Annotated in this window: 22 protein-coding genes and 1 pseudogene; 13 read left to right on the top strand and 10 right to left on the bottom strand. The window is 60.5% G+C overall.

Annotation, left to right across the window (positions count from 1 at the left end; genetic code table 11):
* Nucleotides 1-129: 129 nt before the first annotated feature.
* A complete protein-coding gene (locus AC0R79_RS19485; RefSeq protein WP_085746004.1) occupies nucleotides 130-648 on the top strand; it encodes a carboxymuconolactone decarboxylase family protein in 519 nt (172 codons plus the stop codon).
* Between the two features lie 19 nt (nucleotides 649-667).
* Here AC0R79_RS19485 and AC0R79_RS19490 read toward each other — a convergent pair whose 3' ends face one another.
* Complete coding sequence (locus AC0R79_RS19490; RefSeq protein WP_474731356.1) at nucleotides 668-2,113, bottom strand: SulP family inorganic anion transporter; 1,446 nt, start codon at nucleotides 2,111-2,113, stop codon at nucleotides 668-670.
* A 174-nt stretch (nucleotides 2,114-2,287) separates the two neighbouring features.
* Here AC0R79_RS19490 and AC0R79_RS19495 point away from each other — a divergent pair, with 174 nt between their 5' ends.
* Nucleotides 2,288-2,584, top strand: a complete 297-nt coding sequence (locus AC0R79_RS19495) for a DUF7693 family protein (RefSeq protein ID WP_127798679.1) — start codon at nucleotides 2,288-2,290, stop codon at nucleotides 2,582-2,584.
* Between the two features lie 5 nt (nucleotides 2,585-2,589).
* Here AC0R79_RS19495 and AC0R79_RS19500 read toward each other — a convergent pair whose 3' ends face one another.
* On the bottom strand, nucleotides 2,590-3,048 hold the full coding sequence (locus AC0R79_RS19500; RefSeq protein WP_127798681.1) for a GNAT family N-acetyltransferase: 459 nt from the start codon (nucleotides 3,046-3,048) through the stop codon (nucleotides 2,590-2,592).
* 124 nt (nucleotides 3,049-3,172) lie between these two features.
* On the opposite strand from AC0R79_RS19500, the gene AC0R79_RS19505 reads away from it, so the two are divergent.
* Nucleotides 3,173-3,814, top strand: a complete 642-nt coding sequence (locus AC0R79_RS19505) for a TetR/AcrR family transcriptional regulator (RefSeq protein ID WP_164872181.1) — start codon at nucleotides 3,173-3,175, stop codon at nucleotides 3,812-3,814.
* A gap of 9 nt (nucleotides 3,815-3,823) precedes the next feature.
* On the opposite strand, the gene AC0R79_RS19510 is transcribed toward AC0R79_RS19505, so the two are convergent.
* From AC0R79_RS19510 to ggt, 3 genes are all read right to left on the bottom strand, one after another.
* Nucleotides 3,824-4,843, bottom strand: coding sequence for a lysozyme inhibitor LprI family protein (locus AC0R79_RS19510; RefSeq protein ID WP_474731358.1), 1,020 nt, complete (start codon nucleotides 4,841-4,843; stop codon nucleotides 3,824-3,826).
* 109 nt (nucleotides 4,844-4,952) lie between these two features.
* A complete protein-coding gene (locus AC0R79_RS19515) occupies nucleotides 4,953-5,486 on the bottom strand; it encodes a cysteine hydrolase family protein (protein ID WP_474731359.1) in 534 nt (177 codons plus the stop codon).
* Between the two features lie 66 nt (nucleotides 5,487-5,552).
* Nucleotides 5,553-7,280, bottom strand: coding sequence for a gamma-glutamyltransferase (gene ggt / locus AC0R79_RS19520; protein ID WP_085746000.1), 1,728 nt, complete (start codon nucleotides 7,278-7,280; stop codon nucleotides 5,553-5,555).
* Nucleotides 7,281-7,416: 136 nt separating this feature from the next.
* On the opposite strand from ggt, the gene AC0R79_RS19525 reads away from it, so the two are divergent.
* Nucleotides 7,417-7,932 (top strand): methylated-DNA--[protein]-cysteine S-methyltransferase, encoded by a 516-nt coding sequence (locus tag AC0R79_RS19525; RefSeq protein ID WP_474731361.1) that lies wholly within the window; start codon nucleotides 7,417-7,419, stop codon nucleotides 7,930-7,932.
* On the opposite strand, the gene AC0R79_RS19530 is transcribed toward AC0R79_RS19525, so the two are convergent.
* From AC0R79_RS19530 to AC0R79_RS19545, 4 genes and pseudogenes are all read right to left on the bottom strand, one after another.
* Complete coding sequence (locus tag AC0R79_RS19530) at nucleotides 7,929-8,519, bottom strand: NUDIX domain-containing protein (protein ID WP_127798691.1); 591 nt, start codon at nucleotides 8,517-8,519, stop codon at nucleotides 7,929-7,931. The genes AC0R79_RS19525 and AC0R79_RS19530 overlap by 4 nt on opposite strands.
* Before the next feature lie 144 nt (nucleotides 8,520-8,663).
* Nucleotides 8,664-9,689, bottom strand: a pseudogene (locus tag AC0R79_RS19535) (chitinase); the annotation flags it as partial.
* Between the two features lie 40 nt (nucleotides 9,690-9,729).
* Complete coding sequence (locus tag AC0R79_RS19540; RefSeq protein WP_007958235.1) at nucleotides 9,730-10,365, bottom strand: lytic polysaccharide monooxygenase auxiliary activity family 9 protein; 636 nt, start codon at nucleotides 10,363-10,365, stop codon at nucleotides 9,730-9,732.
* Between the two features lie 223 nt (nucleotides 10,366-10,588).
* Nucleotides 10,589-11,026, bottom strand: a complete 438-nt coding sequence (locus AC0R79_RS19545) for a hemerythrin domain-containing protein (RefSeq protein ID WP_085602548.1) — start codon at nucleotides 11,024-11,026, stop codon at nucleotides 10,589-10,591.
* Between the two features lie 137 nt (nucleotides 11,027-11,163).
* Here AC0R79_RS19545 and AC0R79_RS19550 point away from each other — a divergent pair, with 137 nt between their 5' ends.
* Entirely contained in the window at nucleotides 11,164-11,589 is a 426-nt protein-coding gene (locus tag AC0R79_RS19550; protein ID WP_011334932.1) for a GNAT family N-acetyltransferase, read from the top strand.
* A 63-nt stretch (nucleotides 11,590-11,652) separates the two neighbouring features.
* On the opposite strand, the gene AC0R79_RS19555 is transcribed toward AC0R79_RS19550, so the two are convergent.
* Nucleotides 11,653-12,003, bottom strand: a complete 351-nt coding sequence (locus tag AC0R79_RS19555; protein ID WP_007958217.1) for a hypothetical protein — start codon at nucleotides 12,001-12,003, stop codon at nucleotides 11,653-11,655.
* Between the two features lie 135 nt (nucleotides 12,004-12,138).
* On the opposite strand from AC0R79_RS19555, the gene AC0R79_RS19560 reads away from it, so the two are divergent.
* The 8 genes from AC0R79_RS19560 to AC0R79_RS19595 all read left to right on the top strand — a co-directional run bounded on the left by AC0R79_RS19560 (nucleotide 12,139) and on the right by AC0R79_RS19595 (nucleotide 16,761).
* Complete coding sequence (locus AC0R79_RS19560) at nucleotides 12,139-12,468, top strand: DUF6388 family protein (RefSeq protein ID WP_007958215.1); 330 nt, start codon at nucleotides 12,139-12,141, stop codon at nucleotides 12,466-12,468.
* A gap of 24 nt (nucleotides 12,469-12,492) precedes the next feature.
* Nucleotides 12,493-13,194, top strand: a complete 702-nt coding sequence (locus tag AC0R79_RS19565) for a YoaK family protein (RefSeq protein WP_474731364.1) — start codon at nucleotides 12,493-12,495, stop codon at nucleotides 13,192-13,194.
* Nucleotides 13,195-13,294: 100 nt separating this feature from the next.
* Nucleotides 13,295-13,687, top strand: coding sequence for a sulfurtransferase complex subunit TusD (gene tusD / locus AC0R79_RS19570; protein WP_085699276.1), 393 nt, complete (start codon nucleotides 13,295-13,297; stop codon nucleotides 13,685-13,687).
* Between the two features lies 1 nt (nucleotide 13,688).
* Nucleotides 13,689-14,045 carry a sulfurtransferase complex subunit TusC gene (tusC, locus tag AC0R79_RS19575; protein ID WP_007958208.1) on the top strand — a complete coding sequence of 119 codons (357 nt, stop codon included), beginning with the start codon at nucleotides 13,689-13,691 and terminating at the stop codon, nucleotides 14,043-14,045.
* Nucleotides 14,045-14,338: a sulfurtransferase complex subunit TusB gene (gene tusB / locus AC0R79_RS19580; protein WP_127798702.1), complete on the top strand. Its 294-nt coding sequence runs from the start codon at nucleotides 14,045-14,047 to the stop codon at nucleotides 14,336-14,338. Before tusC ends, tusB begins: the two co-directional genes overlap by 1 nt.
* Nucleotides 14,335-14,670 carry a TusE/DsrC/DsvC family sulfur relay protein gene (locus AC0R79_RS19585; RefSeq protein WP_127798704.1) on the top strand — a complete coding sequence of 112 codons (336 nt, stop codon included), beginning with the start codon at nucleotides 14,335-14,337 and terminating at the stop codon, nucleotides 14,668-14,670. The genes tusB and AC0R79_RS19585 overlap by 4 nt, the downstream gene beginning before the upstream one ends.
* Nucleotides 14,667-15,668, top strand: a complete 1,002-nt coding sequence (locus tag AC0R79_RS19590; protein WP_474731369.1) for a glycosyl transferase family protein — start codon at nucleotides 14,667-14,669, stop codon at nucleotides 15,666-15,668. Before AC0R79_RS19585 ends, AC0R79_RS19590 begins: the two co-directional genes overlap by 4 nt.
* Nucleotides 15,669-15,759: 91 nt before the next feature.
* Nucleotides 15,760-16,761, top strand: a complete 1,002-nt coding sequence (locus AC0R79_RS19595; protein ID WP_474731372.1) for a glutathione S-transferase family protein — start codon at nucleotides 15,760-15,762, stop codon at nucleotides 16,759-16,761.
* Nucleotides 16,762-16,792 lie beyond the last annotated feature (31 nt).

Consider the following 16,792-nt stretch of genomic DNA (forward strand, 5'->3'; position numbering starts at 1 on the left):
ATTCTCGCAAGGACAGGTTTGGACGATCTGTCGCATATCCTCGACGATTTGCACCCAAAGCACCAGCCGCGCTCCGTAGCATTCACTCCATCCCCGGCGCACTTCGCACCGGAATTTCGGAGAATCACCATGAGCCGCATCGCCCCTCTCAGCCTCGAAACCGCCACCGACGCCACTCGCCCGACACTTGAAGGCGTGCAGAAAAAAATCGGCTTCCTGCCCAACCTGTTCAAGACCCTCGCCGTCGCACCTGTCGCGCTGGATGCCTACGTGCAAATCTCGGCAACCTTGGGCAAGACCTCACTGAGCGCCAAGGAAAAAGAGGCGGTGTATCTGGCCACCTCGCAAGTCAACGGTTGCGACTATTGCCTGGCGGCGCACACCCTGTTCGCCAGCAAGGCCGGGCTGGCAGCAGAAGAAATCATCGAAGCGCGTCACGGTCGGTTGAATGCTTTTGCCACCCTCGCCCATCAACTGACCGAAACCCGTGGTCATCTGAACGATGAGCAGATTGCCGCCGCCCGCGCCGCCGGCATCGACGACAAGAAGATCATCGAAGTGATCGCCGTCGTCGCCGCGCAAACCCTCACCAACTACCTGAACAACGTGGCGCTGACCGATATCGACTTCCCCGCCATCGATGCCTGACCAGTGACCGGGGTCGATCTCAGTCGTGATCGACCCCGGCGCGTTTCAGCAACTTCTTGCAGCGCTCGGACAGGTGAAACACCTGCAAATGCTTGCCGGCCTTGGCGTAGCGTTCGCGCAAGGTTTTCAGCGCGGCGATGGCCGAGTAATCGACAAAACTCAGGTGCCGGCAATCCAGCGTCACCCGTTGCGGGTCACTGGCCGGGTCGAACTGATTGAGGAACGGCGTGGTCGAGGCAAAGAACAGCGTGCCGTGCAGGCGATAGAGTTTGCTGCCGTCCGCTTCCAGATGCTCATCAGCGTACAACTCGCGCGCTTGCTGCCAGGCAAAATTCAGCGCCGCGATAATGATCCCGCACAGCACAGCCGTAGCCAGGTCGGTAAACACGGTGATGGTCGTCACCGCGATGATCACCAGCACATCGTTGAGCGGCACTTTGTTCAATACCCGCAGCGAAGCCCAGGCAAACGTCTGCTGCGACACCACGAACATCACCCCCACCAGCGCCGCCAGTGGAATCCGCTCGATCAGCGGCGACAGAAACAGAATGAACAACAGGATCAGCACACCGGCAACAATCCCGGACAAGCGCCCGCGTCCGCCGGAACTGAGGTTGATCACGGTCTGGCCGATCATCGCGCAACCGCCCATGCCACCAAATGCACCGGAAACCACGTTTGCTGCGCCCAGCGCCACGCACTCGCGATCCGGGTAGCCACGGGTTTCGGTGATTTCGTCGGTGAGGTTGAGAGTCAGCAGGGTTTCCAGCAGGCCGACCAGCGCCATCAGAATCGCGTAAGGCGCGATGATGCGCAGGGTGTCCAGCGTCCACGGGATGTCCGGTAGCGCAAACTTCGGCAGGCCGCCGGCGATGTGCGCCATGTCGCCGAGGGTGCGGGTCGGCAGACCGAGCAGGTAAACCAGCAAGCCGACGCCGAGGATCGCGACCAGCGCCGGCGGCACGGAACGGGTCAGGCGCGGCAGGATGTAGACGATGGCCATGGTCAGCAGCACCAGCCCGGTCATCAGGTACAGCGGCGTGCCGCTGAGCCACTGCTCACCGCTCTTGAAATGCTCCAGTTGCGCCAGCGCAATGATGATCGCCAGACCGTTGACGAACCCGAGCATCACCGGGTGCGGCACCATGCGCACCAGTTTGCCCAGCCGTAACAGTCCGAACGCCATCATGATCAAACCGCCGAGCAACACCGTCGCCAACAGGTACTGCACGCCGTGCTGCACCACCAGCGCGACGATCACCACCGCCATCGAACCGGCCGCGCCGGAAATCATGCCGGGACGACCACCCAACAACGCGGTCAGCGTGCAAATGATGAAGGCGCCGTACAGGCCCATCAGCGGGTTGAGGTGAGCCACCAGCGCAAACGCAATGCATTCGGGCAACAGGGCAAACGAGGTGGTGAGTCCGGCCAGGACATCGGCGCGCAGACGAATCGGTTTCATGGCTTACCTGACAGAGCGGCCGACGGGTGCGGCCGCATGCATTTGCGCAAAAGAGCGCCGCGGAAAAAGAGGGTTGCGGATGTTACGCAAATGCTCCGGCGTGGGCCAGTGATCACTGACAGGAAGGGGTTGGCGCTCTATGCTTGCGCGCTCCATCGATCAACGGGGTTGAACATGTCACCGCTATCCACTCGCGAAGTCTGCCAGCGCTTGCGCGATGCTGCGTTGGAGGTTTGCGCGCTACAGCGTGTTGCGCAGGAATCCGGGCCCGGCCAGATCTCGGTCGAGATCGAAGGCTGGCAGCTGTTGCTCGACTTTGACGGTCAGCGCCTGCACCACTGCCTGCAATGCCGGTGCCCGGAAGATCGGGTGTGGCGACTCGACACGACTCAGCGTTTCGGCACCGACCCGGTCAGCCTGCTCAGCACCTGGGAGCTGGCGCAGATCGAGCGGTTGCTGAGGGCCGACTGAGCGGATCAGCCCTGCCGCAAGTCCAGCAGGTAGGTGTAATAGCCGGTGTCACGTACCCAACCGAGCGATTCGTACAAACCCTGGGCGGTGAAATTGTCGGTGGCGGTTTCCAGCACCAATCCCTTGGCGCCGGTTTCGACGGCGAAGTCGCGGGCGGTGTTCATCAATAGTCGCCCCACTCCACGGCCCCGGGCGGCCGGCGTGGTGAACAGGTCGCTGAGCAACCAGGTGCGATGGGCATCAATCGAGGAAAACGTCGGATACAGCTGCACGAATCCCAGCGCCTCACCGCTTTCATCCTCAACCAGAAAAATCGCCGATTCATTAAAGGCCATGCGTTCGGCGATGAAGGTCCGCGATTGCTCGAGATTTGACGGCTGGCCATAGAAACCGCGATAGCCGTCGAACAGCTTCGCCACCGCGTCGAGGTGAACCGTCGTGGCGCGAAGAGCTTGAAGGGTCATTGTGATTTTCCTGAGGTTACCGAAATTGAAACCAGCATAGCGCTGAGGAGCGAGTTCGCTGGCTTATTCGCTATATAGTTTTGTATATTGCGAACCCGAAATGGCCAGACCCTCCATGCCGTCCATGAGCAGCATCCGCGAACGCAACCAGCAACTGATCCTGGCCGCCGCCAGTGAAGAATTCGCCGCCAACGGCTTCGACGCGACCCAGACCCGCGACATCGCTGCCCGTGCCGGTGTGCCCAAGGCCAACCTGTATTACTACTTCCAGAGCAAGGAAAACCTTTACGGCAAAGTGCTGCTCGGCTTCGTCGAACCGTTGCTGGAAGCCTCGGCGGTGCTGCGCGAGAGTGATGATCCGCTGATCGGCCTGCGCGCCTACGTCGCCGCCCGTATCCGCATTGCCCGCGAGCATCCGGCGATCGCCAAGGTTTTCAGCGGAGAGTTGCTGCTCGGTGGCCGCCAGTTGCCCGACGAATGCCGCGACCTGCTGCACGGCGAGGCAAGGCGTAATGTCGAGTGTCTGCGCAGCTGGATCGACCGCGGGCTGCTGGCGCCGGTCGATCCAGAGCATCTGATGCTGTTTATCTGGTCGGCGACGCGCACCTATACCAACATTGGCTGGCAGATGGGGCGCATCACTGGACGGGAGGTGCCGCAGGATGAGGATTTTGCGGTGGCGGCGGAGACGATTACGCGGTTGGTGTTGAGCGGAGCGGTGTCCGAGCCGGTGAGTGATGTTCGCAGGTTGATGTTTGCGACCTGAACGGGAGAGTCAGGGCATCAGGTCCAGAGGTAGTGTCGCATCCCCCGCCAAACGTTCACGCCATGCCAGCAGCACATCAGGCACCCGCTTTTTCCATTTGGGAACGTTGGTGTAATACCGCGCCCTGACTTTGCGTTGCTCATCGAAAACCAATAACACCAGCCAAACTCGGCCGCCCGGCGCGCTCATCAGAATCGCCGCGTTGCTGGAAGCCAGGCCTCGCAGCCAGAACTCATTGACCTCACTCCCCGGCACATCACCAGAGGTCTCGCCGGCTGCCATTGAGCCGCTATTTTGCAGCAGCGTCTGATAGTCATTTTTGAGCAACGTGCGTAATGCCAGATCTTCTTGCTGCGTACGCACAACACCAAGGCTCAGCAAGTCGTATTCAATCGCGATCGGTTGGTCAGATGCCACATACCTTCCATCGTAGTAAACGCCCATCCCGCCACCACAAGCCCCCTCACCGCCATCGGAATCAACATCCAGCAAACCGTTGAGCGCGCTGAACTTCAGGGTGCAGTTGCCTTCAGCGAAATGCGCTACGGCACCGTCAATTGTGGCCACACCGTCCATGTCACCAGAGTTGCCACCATTTGACGCAGAAACATCAAAGGCAATATGCGTGGCGTCCACACGCTTGGTTGTGACTTCTGCCGCCGATGAAACGCCCCACGGAATCATCTGCCAGGTGGCATCCCAGCTGAAAGGCTTGGCCACGTATTCAAGCGCTTTCAGACGCATCAAATATTCACGGCGCAGGCAGGAGCTATTGGCAGCGCATTGATTGCGTTGTTTCAACCATGAACGCTGATCAGCCTTGAGCGCTTGCGGATCAGCTACCTGCGCCAACGTTGTCCGCCAGAGCGCCCCGAGTTTCTCATCGAGACTCGAGGTATACGGATCCGCACAAACGGCTTTTTCAACCGGGCTGGAAGCGCCAGCACAGTCAAAACTGGCAGCGTGCGAGGAGGTAGCAAATACGAGAGAGGTCAGCAGCAAGGCGTGACGAATATTGAAAGCGAGCATCGACAGATTCCATTCCTGAGGCGGCGGCAGTATGCCGGGCCCGGGCTGTCGATGCTCTGGATTTTTCACTGGTTGCTCGCGGACAACCGGGCTCTTGCGCAAGAAAGAGTCAGAACGTAATTTCGGCCGCCGGCTTAACATCGATCCGCGCCACGGAACCGGTCAGGTGCGCCCAGTCCTTGTTGTGTTCGGCGATGATGTCTTCGGCGCTCATGTTGCCGTTGTCGACGGTGGAGTGCGCATCGGCCGCCAGCTCCACGTCGTAGCCCAGTTGATGGGCCTGACGCACGGTGGCGTTGACGCAGTAATCGGTTTGCAGACCGCATATCACCAGGCGGTCGAAGTCTTCCCGGGGGATCAGTTTCTGCAGGTTGGTCTGGTAGAACGAGTCGTTCGCAGTCTTGTCGACGCGCAGATCGCCGGGTGTGGTGGCCAGGCCGTCAGCCAGTTGCCAGCCTTCGGCACCGTGAGCTAACGGACTGTCCTTTTCGTTGTGCTGGATCAGCACCACCGGCACACCCGATTGACGCGCGCGGGCGCTGAGGCCGTTGATGGTATCGATCACCCGTTTGATGTCGTGGCATTCGTATTCGCCTGTGCACAGGGCGCGCTGGACATCGATGATCAGCAATGCGGTGGTCATGGTGAGCCTTCCTTGAACGGTCCTTGAGACAGGGGCGGACGTGTGCCCGCCCCCTTTTTACTCTGCTCAGTAACCCAATGACAACCCGGTGTTGCGCCGTGGATCGTTGGCGCCGTAGAAGCGGTTCTTGCCGACCGGTTTACCACCCAGCGACGGTGCACCGACCAGAATCGCGGCGATGTGGTTGGCGTCCTGCGGACCCGCGAACTTATGGCCCCAACTCTCGAGAATCTTCTTCGTGTCGGGGCTGGCGGCGAAGTCTTCGAGGTTGGTTTCTTCCGGCATCCACTGCTGGTGGAAACGTGGCGCGTCAACCGCTTCCTGCAGGCCCATGCCGTAGTCGATGACGTTGAGCATGGTCAGCAAGGTCGCGGTGATGATGCGACTGCCACCCGGCGTACCGACCACCATCACCACTTTGCCGTCCTTGGTGACGATAGTCGGGCTCATTGATGACAACGGTGCCTTGCCGGGAGCGATGGCGTTGGCTTCGCCCTGCACCAGGCCGTACATGTTCGGCACGCCGACCTTGGAAGTGAAGTCGTCCATTTCATCGTTGAGGATCACCCCGGTCTTGCTCGCCATCACGCCCGCACCGAACCAGTCGTTGAGGGTGTAGGTGACCGATACAGCGTTGCCCCATTTGTCGACGATCGAATAGTGCGTGGTGTTGCTGCCTTCATGGGGCGCGACGCCGGGTTTGAGTTCCGCCGACACACCGGCCTTCTGCGGCTGGATCGCGTTACGCAGCTTGGTCGCGTAGTTCTTGTCCAGCAGGTGTTCGATCGGGTTTTTCACGAAATCCGGGTCGCCCAGATAGCTGTTGCGATCCACGTACGCGTGGCGCATCGCCTCGATCTGGTAGTGCATGCCCTGCGCCGAATGGAAACCCAGATCCTTCATCGGATAGCCTTCGAGAATGTTCATGATCTGGCAGATCACCACCCCGCCGGAGCTTGGCGGCGGTGCGGACACAACGTGATAGCCGCGATAGTCGCACTCCACCGGGGCCAGTTCACGGGTCTTGTATTTGTCGAGGTCGGCCTGGGTGATGATGCCCTTGTTGGCCTGACTGGAGGTGACGATGGCGTCGGCCACCCAGCCTTTGTAGAAACCGTCGGCGCCTTTTTCGGAAATGGTGCGCAGGGTCTTGCCCAGGTCCTTCTGCACCAGTTTCTGCCCGACCTGCATCGGCTCGCCGTTGCTCAGGAAGATCGCGCCGGAATCCTTGATGTCCTTCTTGAACACGTCGGTCGCATACTCCAGCAGCTCGACGTCACCCTGTTCCAGTTCAAACCCGTCTTCGGCGAGTTTGATGGCTGGAGCGATCATTTCCTTGCGCGGTTTGGTGCCGTACTTGCTCAGCGCCAGCTCCATGCCGGACACGGTGCCCGGAACGCCGACCGCGAGGTGGCCACGGGTACTCAGGTCCGGAATGACATTGCCGTCCTTGTCGAGGTACATGTTGGCCGTCGCGGCCAGCGGGGCTTTTTCGCGGAAGTCGAGGAAGGTCTTGCGTCCGTCCGCCAGTTGAATGGTCATGAAACCACCACCACCGAGGTTGCCCGCCGCCGGGTAAACCACCGCCAGTGCATAACCCACGGCGACCGCCGCATCCACCGCGTTGCCGCCACTTTTCAACACGTCGACACCCACGTGAGTCGCCAGGTGCTGGGCGGTGACCACCATGCCGTTTTCGGCAGCAACCGGGGCAACCGAGGCGGCGTGAGCCATGAGGCAGCTGAGCGCCAATGAGGTCGCAATCAGCGATTTGGCAAAAGGTTCGTACTTCATGAGTCGGTCTCTTCTTTTTATAAGGTAGGAAAGCGCTTCAAGAGCATCAGCCAGTATGGTCGCGATTACGGTTTGCGCCTCCCCGATCCGGCAGTATGCTGGGCGCAGTTTTCGCCCCCGTACCGGAGTTTTTCCCATGGCCTACACGTTCATCACCCTGCCCTCGCCTGTCGGCGAGTTGAAGCTGGTCGCGAACGGCTCACGTCTGGCCGCCATCCTCTGGGAAAACGACAAGCCTAACCGGGTGCGCATTGGGCCGATGAGCGAAGCACCGGACAATCCGGTGCTGCTGAAAACCGCGCGTCAGCTGGAAGAATATTTTGCAGGAACGCGAAACGCGTTCGATCTGGAGCTGGACTTTGCCGGCACCGAGTTCCAGAAAAAGGTCTGGGCCGCGTTGCTGACCATTCCGTTTGGCGAAACCCGCACCTACAGCCAGATCGCCGAGCAGATTGGCCACCCGAGCGCAGTGCGCGCCGTCGGCGCGGCGAACGGGCGCAATCCGATTTCGATCATTGCGCCGTGCCATCGAGTCATCGGCGCCTCAGGAAAACTGACCGGGTTTGCCGGAGGCCTTGAATCCAAAGAGCGCTTGCTGACCCTGGAGGGTGGCCAGTGGTCGGACATCGGTAAAACCGGCGATCTGTTTTAACCGCCGAACAGGTTATTCATCGCCGCGTATTGCAGCAGCATGATGGTCTTGGCATCGCAGATCTCGCCGCGCTGGAACGCCGCCAGCGCGTCGTCGAAACGCCACTCCAGCACTTCAAGTTCTTCGGTTTCCTCTTCCAGACCGCCCCCCTCACTGACCTTTGACGAGGCATCGTACTCGGCGATGAAAAAGTGCAGTTTCTCGGTCACCGAGCCGGGGCTCATGTAGGCCTCGAACACCTTCTTCACGTCATGCACGCGGTAACCGGTTTCTTCCTCGGCTTCGTCGCGGATGCGCTGCTCCGGCGCCGCGCCTTCAAGCAGTCCGGCCGCCACTTCAATCAGCAAACCGTCGTGACCGTTGATGAACACCGGCAGGCGGAACTGTCGAGTCAGAACCACGGTGCGATGCTCGCGGTTGAACAGCAGAATCGCCGCGCCATTGCCACGGTCGTAAACCTCGCGCGTCTGACGCTGCCAGTCACCGTTGTTGCGGTGATAGTCGAAGGTGATTTTCTTCAGCAGATACCAGTCGTGGGACAACACCTGGGTATCGACGATGTTGACCCGCTCGGCTGTGTTGGACATGACGCCTGATCCTTTTTTGTCATCGGAAGATGGCCATGGTAGGTGAAATGATGCGAACCGCCGACGAAAAAAAAGCCCGGCAGCGCTACCGGGCTTTTCGTTCATTGACTACTGATGTGCCACGTTCACAGTTGCTGCATCAGCGCCCTGCGCCGCAGACGGCGCCCCGTGAATCAGTGGTCCATAACGCCGACTGAATTCCCAGTTGTACGGCACGCGATCCTTGCTGGTGCCGTTGTCCCAGTTCACCGACCAGGTCATCAGGCCCTTGATCGGATGTCCTTTTACCGCCAGGCGTTTCATCGCGTTGCCGACCACGGTCTTGTCGATCACGTAACCGGTGGCGGCGGCATCGACGTTGGCCGGCAGGCCGATGACGAACTTGTCCGCCGGGATCTTGGTGAAACCGCGAGTACCGGTCACCAGGCTCTCGGTCAGGTAATAGAGGAAGTCCTCTTTCATCGCGTCGTTGTTCTGGGCAATCCACGCTCCGTTGCCGTTATTGGCTTCCGGCACCCAGACCCCGTCGCCGCCCTGGTTGTAGAACTGCGGAGCGATGAAGTCGTAATAGCCTTCCAGCGCCTGCAGGTAACCGACGTATTTGCCGGAGGTGGTCAGGTACGGAAACTCCGGTGCCATGCTGATGATGAAATGCTTGCCTTGGCCTGCATAGTGATCCTTGACCAGCTTCAGCGCGGCCGGCAGGACGGTCTTGTTGGCAGCGAAATCAATCGCGCTCTGTTCAAGATCGATGTCCAGGCCGTCGAAGCCGTAGGTTTCCACCAGACGGATGATTTCGTTGGCCAGCGGCTGCTCCTGACCGGCGCGCAACTCGATGTGCGCATCGGCACCGCCCAGGGAAATCAGCACGGCCCGCCCCTGACTGTTGAGCACGCCGACCTGACGACGGAACTCCGCATCGGAAACGTTGAACGGCTTGAAGGTCGGAATCCCGCTGCCCTTCATGAAGGCCACCGCGACCACGTTGTATTCCTTCGGCACGTTTTCCAGCGCGATGTTGGCGAACTGGCCGCGCTGGTAACCATCGCTCGGGCCCGCCGGCCAATTGTGCCAGAAGCCCATCAGGATCTTCTTGCTGGCAAGAGTCGGCATCAGCGACGCCGCGTCGCTGGCCTGGTTTTTCAATAGGGTGAAGTCGATGTTTGACATGTTCTAATCCTTCAGAACGTGTGGGTTTGACGGTGCGGGCCTATTTGAAGTCCACATCGAAGGCCTGATAGAAGGCGTTGCCGGTGTTGGCGACGATCCACATCAGGACGATGACGTGATGACCCTGCTTGTTGCCCGGAAGTTTCACGGCGTGGTTGACCTTGGCTTTCAATTCCGCCGAATGACTGTAGTACGGCACTTGCGGATAGAAATCCTCGGCGAACGGTTGCGCTTCCAGTTGCGCTCGGGTGATTCGTTGTTTCGGGTCCCAGCCATCCTTGGTGATCAGCCAGCGATAACCGCGGGTGGTGTGCGGTGCGGTGTACTCCCATTTGACCTCAAGGGTCTGACCGGGGGTGACATTGAGCAGCGGCCAGGAGAACGGACGCCCGAGTTTCTTGCTCATTTCTTCTGCGGTGAAGTTCACACAATCACGTGCGTCGTTCTTGCCGCCACTGAGAATATAGCCGTCAGCCGGCGGTACGACGCTCGGGTTGTCGCTTTCGAATGGCGCCGGGAACGGACCGGCCGCGAGTGCCGGGAAGTTCTTGCCGCCTTCCATTTCATTGACCTGCCAGCCGCCGAGCAATCCTTGCTCGATGGCCACCGCGCCGCGGCTTGCAGGGGAAATGACGCGACCGTGTCGCAGTTGGGTTTGAGCTTGTGGTTGGTTCATGTTTTTCACTCCGTTGATTTAAGAACTCTCCTGTCCGAGGAGAGGCCTTCAAGCTAACGGAGGGGGATTTTTTGTCCATCGGCGGTTTTGTCGCAGTCTGCCTCGGCGAAACTCGAAAAACGCCGAAAATACTGTATATAAACACAGTGTATTGCGACGACGCTCACCCAACGAAGGGCAAAAGGACTACACCGCGTTATTACAAAAACCCACATTTACCGGTTCAGGGAAGCTGCGCCTCGAACTCCTTTTGATACTGCCCGGCGAGCTGTACCTTTTGCTTGTCATCGAGCAACTTGCCGGCCATCTGGAAGAATTTCTGCTCTTCTTCCTGCAAGTGGTGATGGACCTTCTCCGAAAGCTTTTTCGCCGTGGCCAACCATGCCGGACTGGACATCTCGGTCTCGTCGAGTTCTTCCATCATTTCGTCCATTTCATGGTGTTCGGCGATGGCATGGCGGCTGAGATCGACACCGTTGTCGAACTCCATCAGCGGGATATAGAAGTGGCGCTCTTCGGCCGTTTCGTGGGCCTGAAGCTCAGCCTTCAGTTGCTTGTAGGCCTCCACCCTTTCCGGGGTGTCACCGCTGGTCTTGATCAACGATTTCGCGTAGGTCCGCTGACGATCGTGGCTTTCACGCAGGGCTTCGAAAATGTTCATGGAATCTCCCAGGCAAACGCGTTCCGGATGGACGCCCTAAAGGGCTAGACCCCGGCGCAGGAGCGACGGTTCCAAGCGATTGCTTCAATCGGCTGCGGCGCGCTAGGCTGCCGATTCATTACTACAAGGAAGACAACATGACGTTGCGGATCGAGCTGTCACAGGACCCCACCGAAGAACAGCGCGCAGCCATCCTGGCGCCCCTGCGTGCCCACAACATCGCCAAAGCCGGGCCTTCGCTGTACGAACCGGTCGCGTTGCTGGTGCGCGACGATAACGACGCGATCCTCGGTGGCCTCTATGGGCACACGTTCTATCGGTGGCTGTTTATCGAGTTGCTGGCGGTGCCGGAAGAAGGCCGGGGACAGGGCATCGGCTCGAAGCTGATGAACATGGTCGAGGAATTCGCCCGGGAAAAAGACTGCGTGGGGATCTGGCTCGATACCTTTGATTTTCAGGCGCCCGGGTTCTACAAAAAACTGGGGTATACCGAGTGTGGCGAGATTGTGGATTATCCGCTGGGGCACAAGCGGCATTTCTTCCAGAAGCGTTTGATTGATTGAATTCAGCGACCCTCGCCTGCAGGCTGGCGAGGGTCGCGTAGCGTCAGCGCATTCACCTGCCCGTTACAGACAAGTGGCCAGCGCTGCCAAGCGGCGCTTGGCCACAAAATCATCCTTCTGCGCGTAGTAATTCAGCACGGTGCCGGACGCATCCGTGGTCAGGTCGACAAACGACTCCGCCGAGCGCGTGTAGACCGTCGAACCGCCCTTCTTGCCCGGTTGCAGATACGCCGCTGCGTCCACGCCGAACACCGCTTCGTCCTGCCAGGCGAATTGCACGCACTGGGCCACGACTTTTTCGGGTTTGTCCGAATTCAGGGTCTTGTAAGGGGTTTGCGTGCGGGCGTCTTCCATCGCCGAACCCGCGCAACCGGCCAGCAGGGTTGCCGCCAGTGCCACCATCAGCATTCGCATTGCATTCGCTCATTCGGAAAAAACCGGACTGTATCACCGCAACGCCAAAAATCGTTCTGCTTTACTGCATTTAGAACGCGACACATACCGGCCGCTGCGGCACATTAACGGTCATCAGCCTTACAAGGAAAGCCCATGGCGCCTACTGACCAGCGACACGAACAGGCCCTGAAACTGTTTCTCGATGCGCGCCCGGAACTGCGCGAAGCCCTTGACCACCTCAACCCGCTGCTGGCCCAGGCCAAGGGCGAAACCCAGGCGCAGTACCGCGAAGAACGCCTGCACGAAGCCTTCGAAGCCGAGGCCGAAAGCCAGGGTCTGTTTGCCTGGGAACTGACGCTGCAGCTCACCGCCGCGACGCCCGAGGAGTATCAGGCGCAACGCTTGGAAGTGCATCGCGAAGTGGCGGAAATGGCCGGGATGGACTGGCTGGAGTACTGCGATCTGTATGGCATAGAACCGTAAACCCCGCTCAAGGACGCTGCCTCGATGCTGCCTTCCACCTCGACTCACCGCGCCAGCCCCGGACATCTCCGTATACAGAAATGGCGCGGCCGTGTGGGGCTGGCGCTGGTTGCCAGCCTGTCGGTACTGGCCGGCATGACCGACGCCATCGGCTTCATGGCCAGCGGCGATTTCGTTTCCTTCATGAGCGGCAACACCACGCGGCTGGCGGTGGCGATCAGTGATGGCGACAGCGCACTGACATTAAGGCTGATCCTGCTGGTCGCCACGTTCATTGTCGGTAATGCACTGGGTGTCGTGGTCAGTCGGCTGGGTGGTCGGCGGGCGCTGCCATTGCTGCTATCCATCGCCGCCCTGCTCTGTTTGGCAGCCTGGCCCTTTGACACGCAACTGCCGGCCCTGCTGGCGGCGATCATCGCGATGGGCATGCTCAACGCGGCGGTGGAAGAAGTGAACGGCCTGCCGGTCGGGCTGACGTACGTCACCGGCGCCCTGTCCCGATTCGGTCGGGGATTGGGGCGCTGGGTGCTCGGCGAACGGAGAAGTGGCTGGCGGGTGCAACTGGTGCCGTGGAGCGGGATGCTGGTCGGCGCCATTCTGGGGGCGGTGCTGGAACATCATCTGGGACTCAAGGCGATGTTGGTCAGCGGTCTGTTTGCCGGCGTTCTTGGGCTGCTGACGCTGAAAATTCCGCGACGCTGGCAACTGGGCTACATGCCACGCTGAAGGACACCTGCTCGCATCAAGACGGGCGCGGGAAACATCCGCTTCGCCGCCCCGCCGAGAAAGCTTTATCATGGCCGCAGTTTTGCTGATCGAGTCCGTCATGAAGTTCGCCATTGCGCTGTTTTCCGCCGCCCATGCGCCCTCCTCGCGCCGCGCCCTGCTGTTCGCTCAGGCCGCGCTGGCCGGCGGGCATGAGATTGTCCGGCTGTTTTTCTATCAGGACGGGGTCCACAACGCGTCCGACGCCGTGGTCACGCCGCAGGACGAGCTGGACCTGCCCAAGCAGTGGCGAACCTTTATCACCGAACAAAACCTCGACGGCGTGGTGTGCATCGCCGCCGCCCTGCGCCGTGGCGTGTTGAATGCCGAGGAAGCCGGGCGTTATCAGCGTGATGCCGTGGCCGTCAGCGCGCCGTGGGAATTGTCCGGCCTCGGCCAGTTGCATGACGCGGTGCAGGATGCCGACCGCCTGATCTGTTTCGGAGGCGCATGACATGGCCAAGTCCCTTCTGATTATCAGCCGCCAATCGCCGTGGTCAGGCCCCGGCGCCCGCGAAGCGCTCGACATCGTGCTCGCCGGGGGTGCCTTCGATCTGCCGATCGGTCTGCTGTTTCTCGACGACGGCGTGTTGCAACTGGCCGCCGGGCAGAACGCCAAGGCCCTGCAACAGAAAGACCTGAGCGCCAACCTGCAGGCACTGCCGATGTTCGGCGTCGAAGAGCTGTTCTATTGCGCCGACAGCGCCAGTGCTCGCGGCCTCGGCGATCGTTCGCTGGACGAGGCGCAGCCTTTGGCCGCCGAACAAATCACCGCCCTTATTGACCGTTACGACCAGGTGATCACCCTCTGATGTCGACTTTGCATGTGTTGTCCCATTCCCCGTTCGGCGACGAACGCCTGACCAGTTGCCTGCGCCTACTCGGTTCTGCCGATGCATTGTTGCTGTCTGGCGATGCCGTTTATGCGCTGCAACCCGGCACTGCGCCGTTCAGTGCGCTGGAATCCCGCAAGGTGAAATTGTTCGTGCTGGCCGAAGACGCGCAAGCCCGTGCCGTGCAGATTCCGGACTGGGCCGAAGCCATCGATTACCCGGCCTTCGTCGAGCTGTCGATCCAACACGACAAGGTCAACAGCTGGCTATGAATGCGTTGACCGTCGGCGCCCGCGCCATCGAACTGGACAAGGACGGCTTCCTGGTCGACCTCAACGACTGGTCGGCCGAAGTCGCCAGCGCCCTCGCCGCTGCCGAAGACATCGAGCTGAGCGACGAACACTGGGAAGTCCTCGAACTGCTGCGCAGCTTCTATGCCGAATTCCAGTTGTCCCCGGCCACCCGGCCGCTGATCAAGTACACCGCGCTCAAACTCGGCGCGGAGAAAGGCAACAGCCTGCACCTGAACCGACTGTTCAAAGGCACCCCTGCCAAACTCGCCGCGAAACTGGCGGGCCTGCCCAAACCGACGAATTGCCTATGACCGACTATCCAGCGCTGACCCTCGAAACGCCCGCCGAGCATCCGTTCGCCCAATTCGTGCGCATCCTCGGCAAGGGCAAGCGCGGCGCCCGCGACCTGACGCGCGAGGAAGCCCGGGAAGCCATGGGCATGGTGCTCGACGAAGCGGTCGAAGAAACCCAGCTCGGCGCCTTCCTGATGCTGCTGCGGCACAAGGAAGAAAGCGCCGAGGAGATGGCCGGTTTCACCGAAGCCCTGCGCCAACGCTTGCAGGCGCCGGCACTGAACGTCGATCTGGACTGGCCGACCTATGCCGGCAAGAAGCGTCACCTGCCGTGGTATCTGCTGGCCGCCAAGTGCCTGGCGCAGAACGGCGTACGCATCTTCATGCACGGTGGTGGCGCACACACCGCCGGGCGCTTGTACTCCGAACAACTGCTCGGTGAGCTGAACATTCCGCTGTGCCGCAACTGGCAACAGGTCGGCGCGGCGCTGGATAACGGTGGCCTGGCGTTCATGCCGCTGGTGGACTGGGCGCCGCAGCTGCAACGGATGATCGACCTGCGCAACACCCTTGGCCTGCGCTCGCCGATCCATTCGCTGGCGCGGATCCTCAATCCGCTGGGCGCGCGCTGCGGCCTGCAGAGTATTTTCCACCCTGGTTATCAAGCGGTGCACCGCGATGCCAGCGGCCTGCTCGGCGACACGGCGATCGTGATCAAGGGCGACGGCGGCGAAATCGAGATCAACCCGGATGCCGACAGCCATCTGTACGGCACCACCGGCGGCGAGAGCTGGGACGAGGAATGGCCGCAGTTGTCGGTACAGCGTCACGTCAAACCGGCGTCGCTGGATATCGAACACCTGAAAGCCGTCTGGCGCGGCGATGTGGTCGACAGTTACCCGCAAATGGCGTTGATCTCGACCATGGCGCTGGCACTGCGTGGCCTCGGCCAACCCCGTGAGCAGGCTTTCGAAACCGCCGAGCAATACTGGGCCGCACGGGATAAATCGATTTAACCGATCATTAGCGCCCGATCTTTGCGCTTTTTGTTCGAACTCATCGGAATAGACTCAGCTCCAACGAATATTGGTTTCTGGAGTCTTGATCATGGGTTTACTCGTCGACGGCCGCTGGCAGGACAAGTGGTACGAAAGCAGCAAGGACGGCGCGTTCCAGCGCGAACAGGCGCAGCGCCGCAATTGGGTCACTCGCAACGGCGAGCCGGGCCCGAGCGGTGAAGGCGGTTTCGCCGCCGAAGCCGGGCGTTATCACCTTTATGTTTCTCTCGCCTGTCCGTGGGCGCATCGCACGCTGATCCTGCGCAAGCTCAAAGGCCTGGAAAGCCTGATCGATGTTTCCGTCGTTAGCTGGCTGATGCTGGAAAACGGCTGGACCTTCGACCAGAACCTCGGTTCGACCGGCGACAAACTCGACCATTTCGATTTCATGCACCAGCGCTACACCGCCGACACCGCCAACTACACCGGCCGCGTCACCGTGCCGGTGCTGTGGGACAAGAAGCTCAAGCGCATCGTCAGCAACGAATCGGCGGAGATCATCCGCATGTTCAACAGCGCCTTCGATGACTTGACCGGCAACGATCTGGACTTCTATCCAGCGCCATTACGCAGCGAGATCGATGCGCTGAACGAGCGGATCTACCCTGCCGTGAACAACGGCGTGTACCGCGCCGGGTTCGCCACCTCGCAGAAAGCCTATGAAGAAGCGTTCGACGACGTGTTTGCCGAACTGGATCATCTGGAGCAAGTGCTGGACGCCAACCGTTATCTGACAGGCGAATACCTGACCGAGGCGGACGTGCGCTTGTTCACCACGCTGATTCGTTTCGACGCGGTGTACCACGGGCACTTCAAATGCAACCTGCGGCGGATCAGCGATTATCCGAATCTGTCGAACTGGCTGCGGGAGATGTACCAGTGGCCGGGCGTTGCCGAGACCGTGGATTTCCAGCACATCAAGAATCACTACTACGGCAGCCACAAGACCATCAACCCGACCGGGGTCGTGCCGAAGGGGCCGGAGCAGGATTTCACTGTTGCCCATGACCGGGACCGGTTGGGCGGGAAAGGGGTTTGGCGCAGAGGTTGAGAGCAGGATCGTTCCCACCGCGTGGGAACGA

The sequence above is a fragment of the Pseudomonas sp. HD57-3 genome (assembly GCF_056113135.1).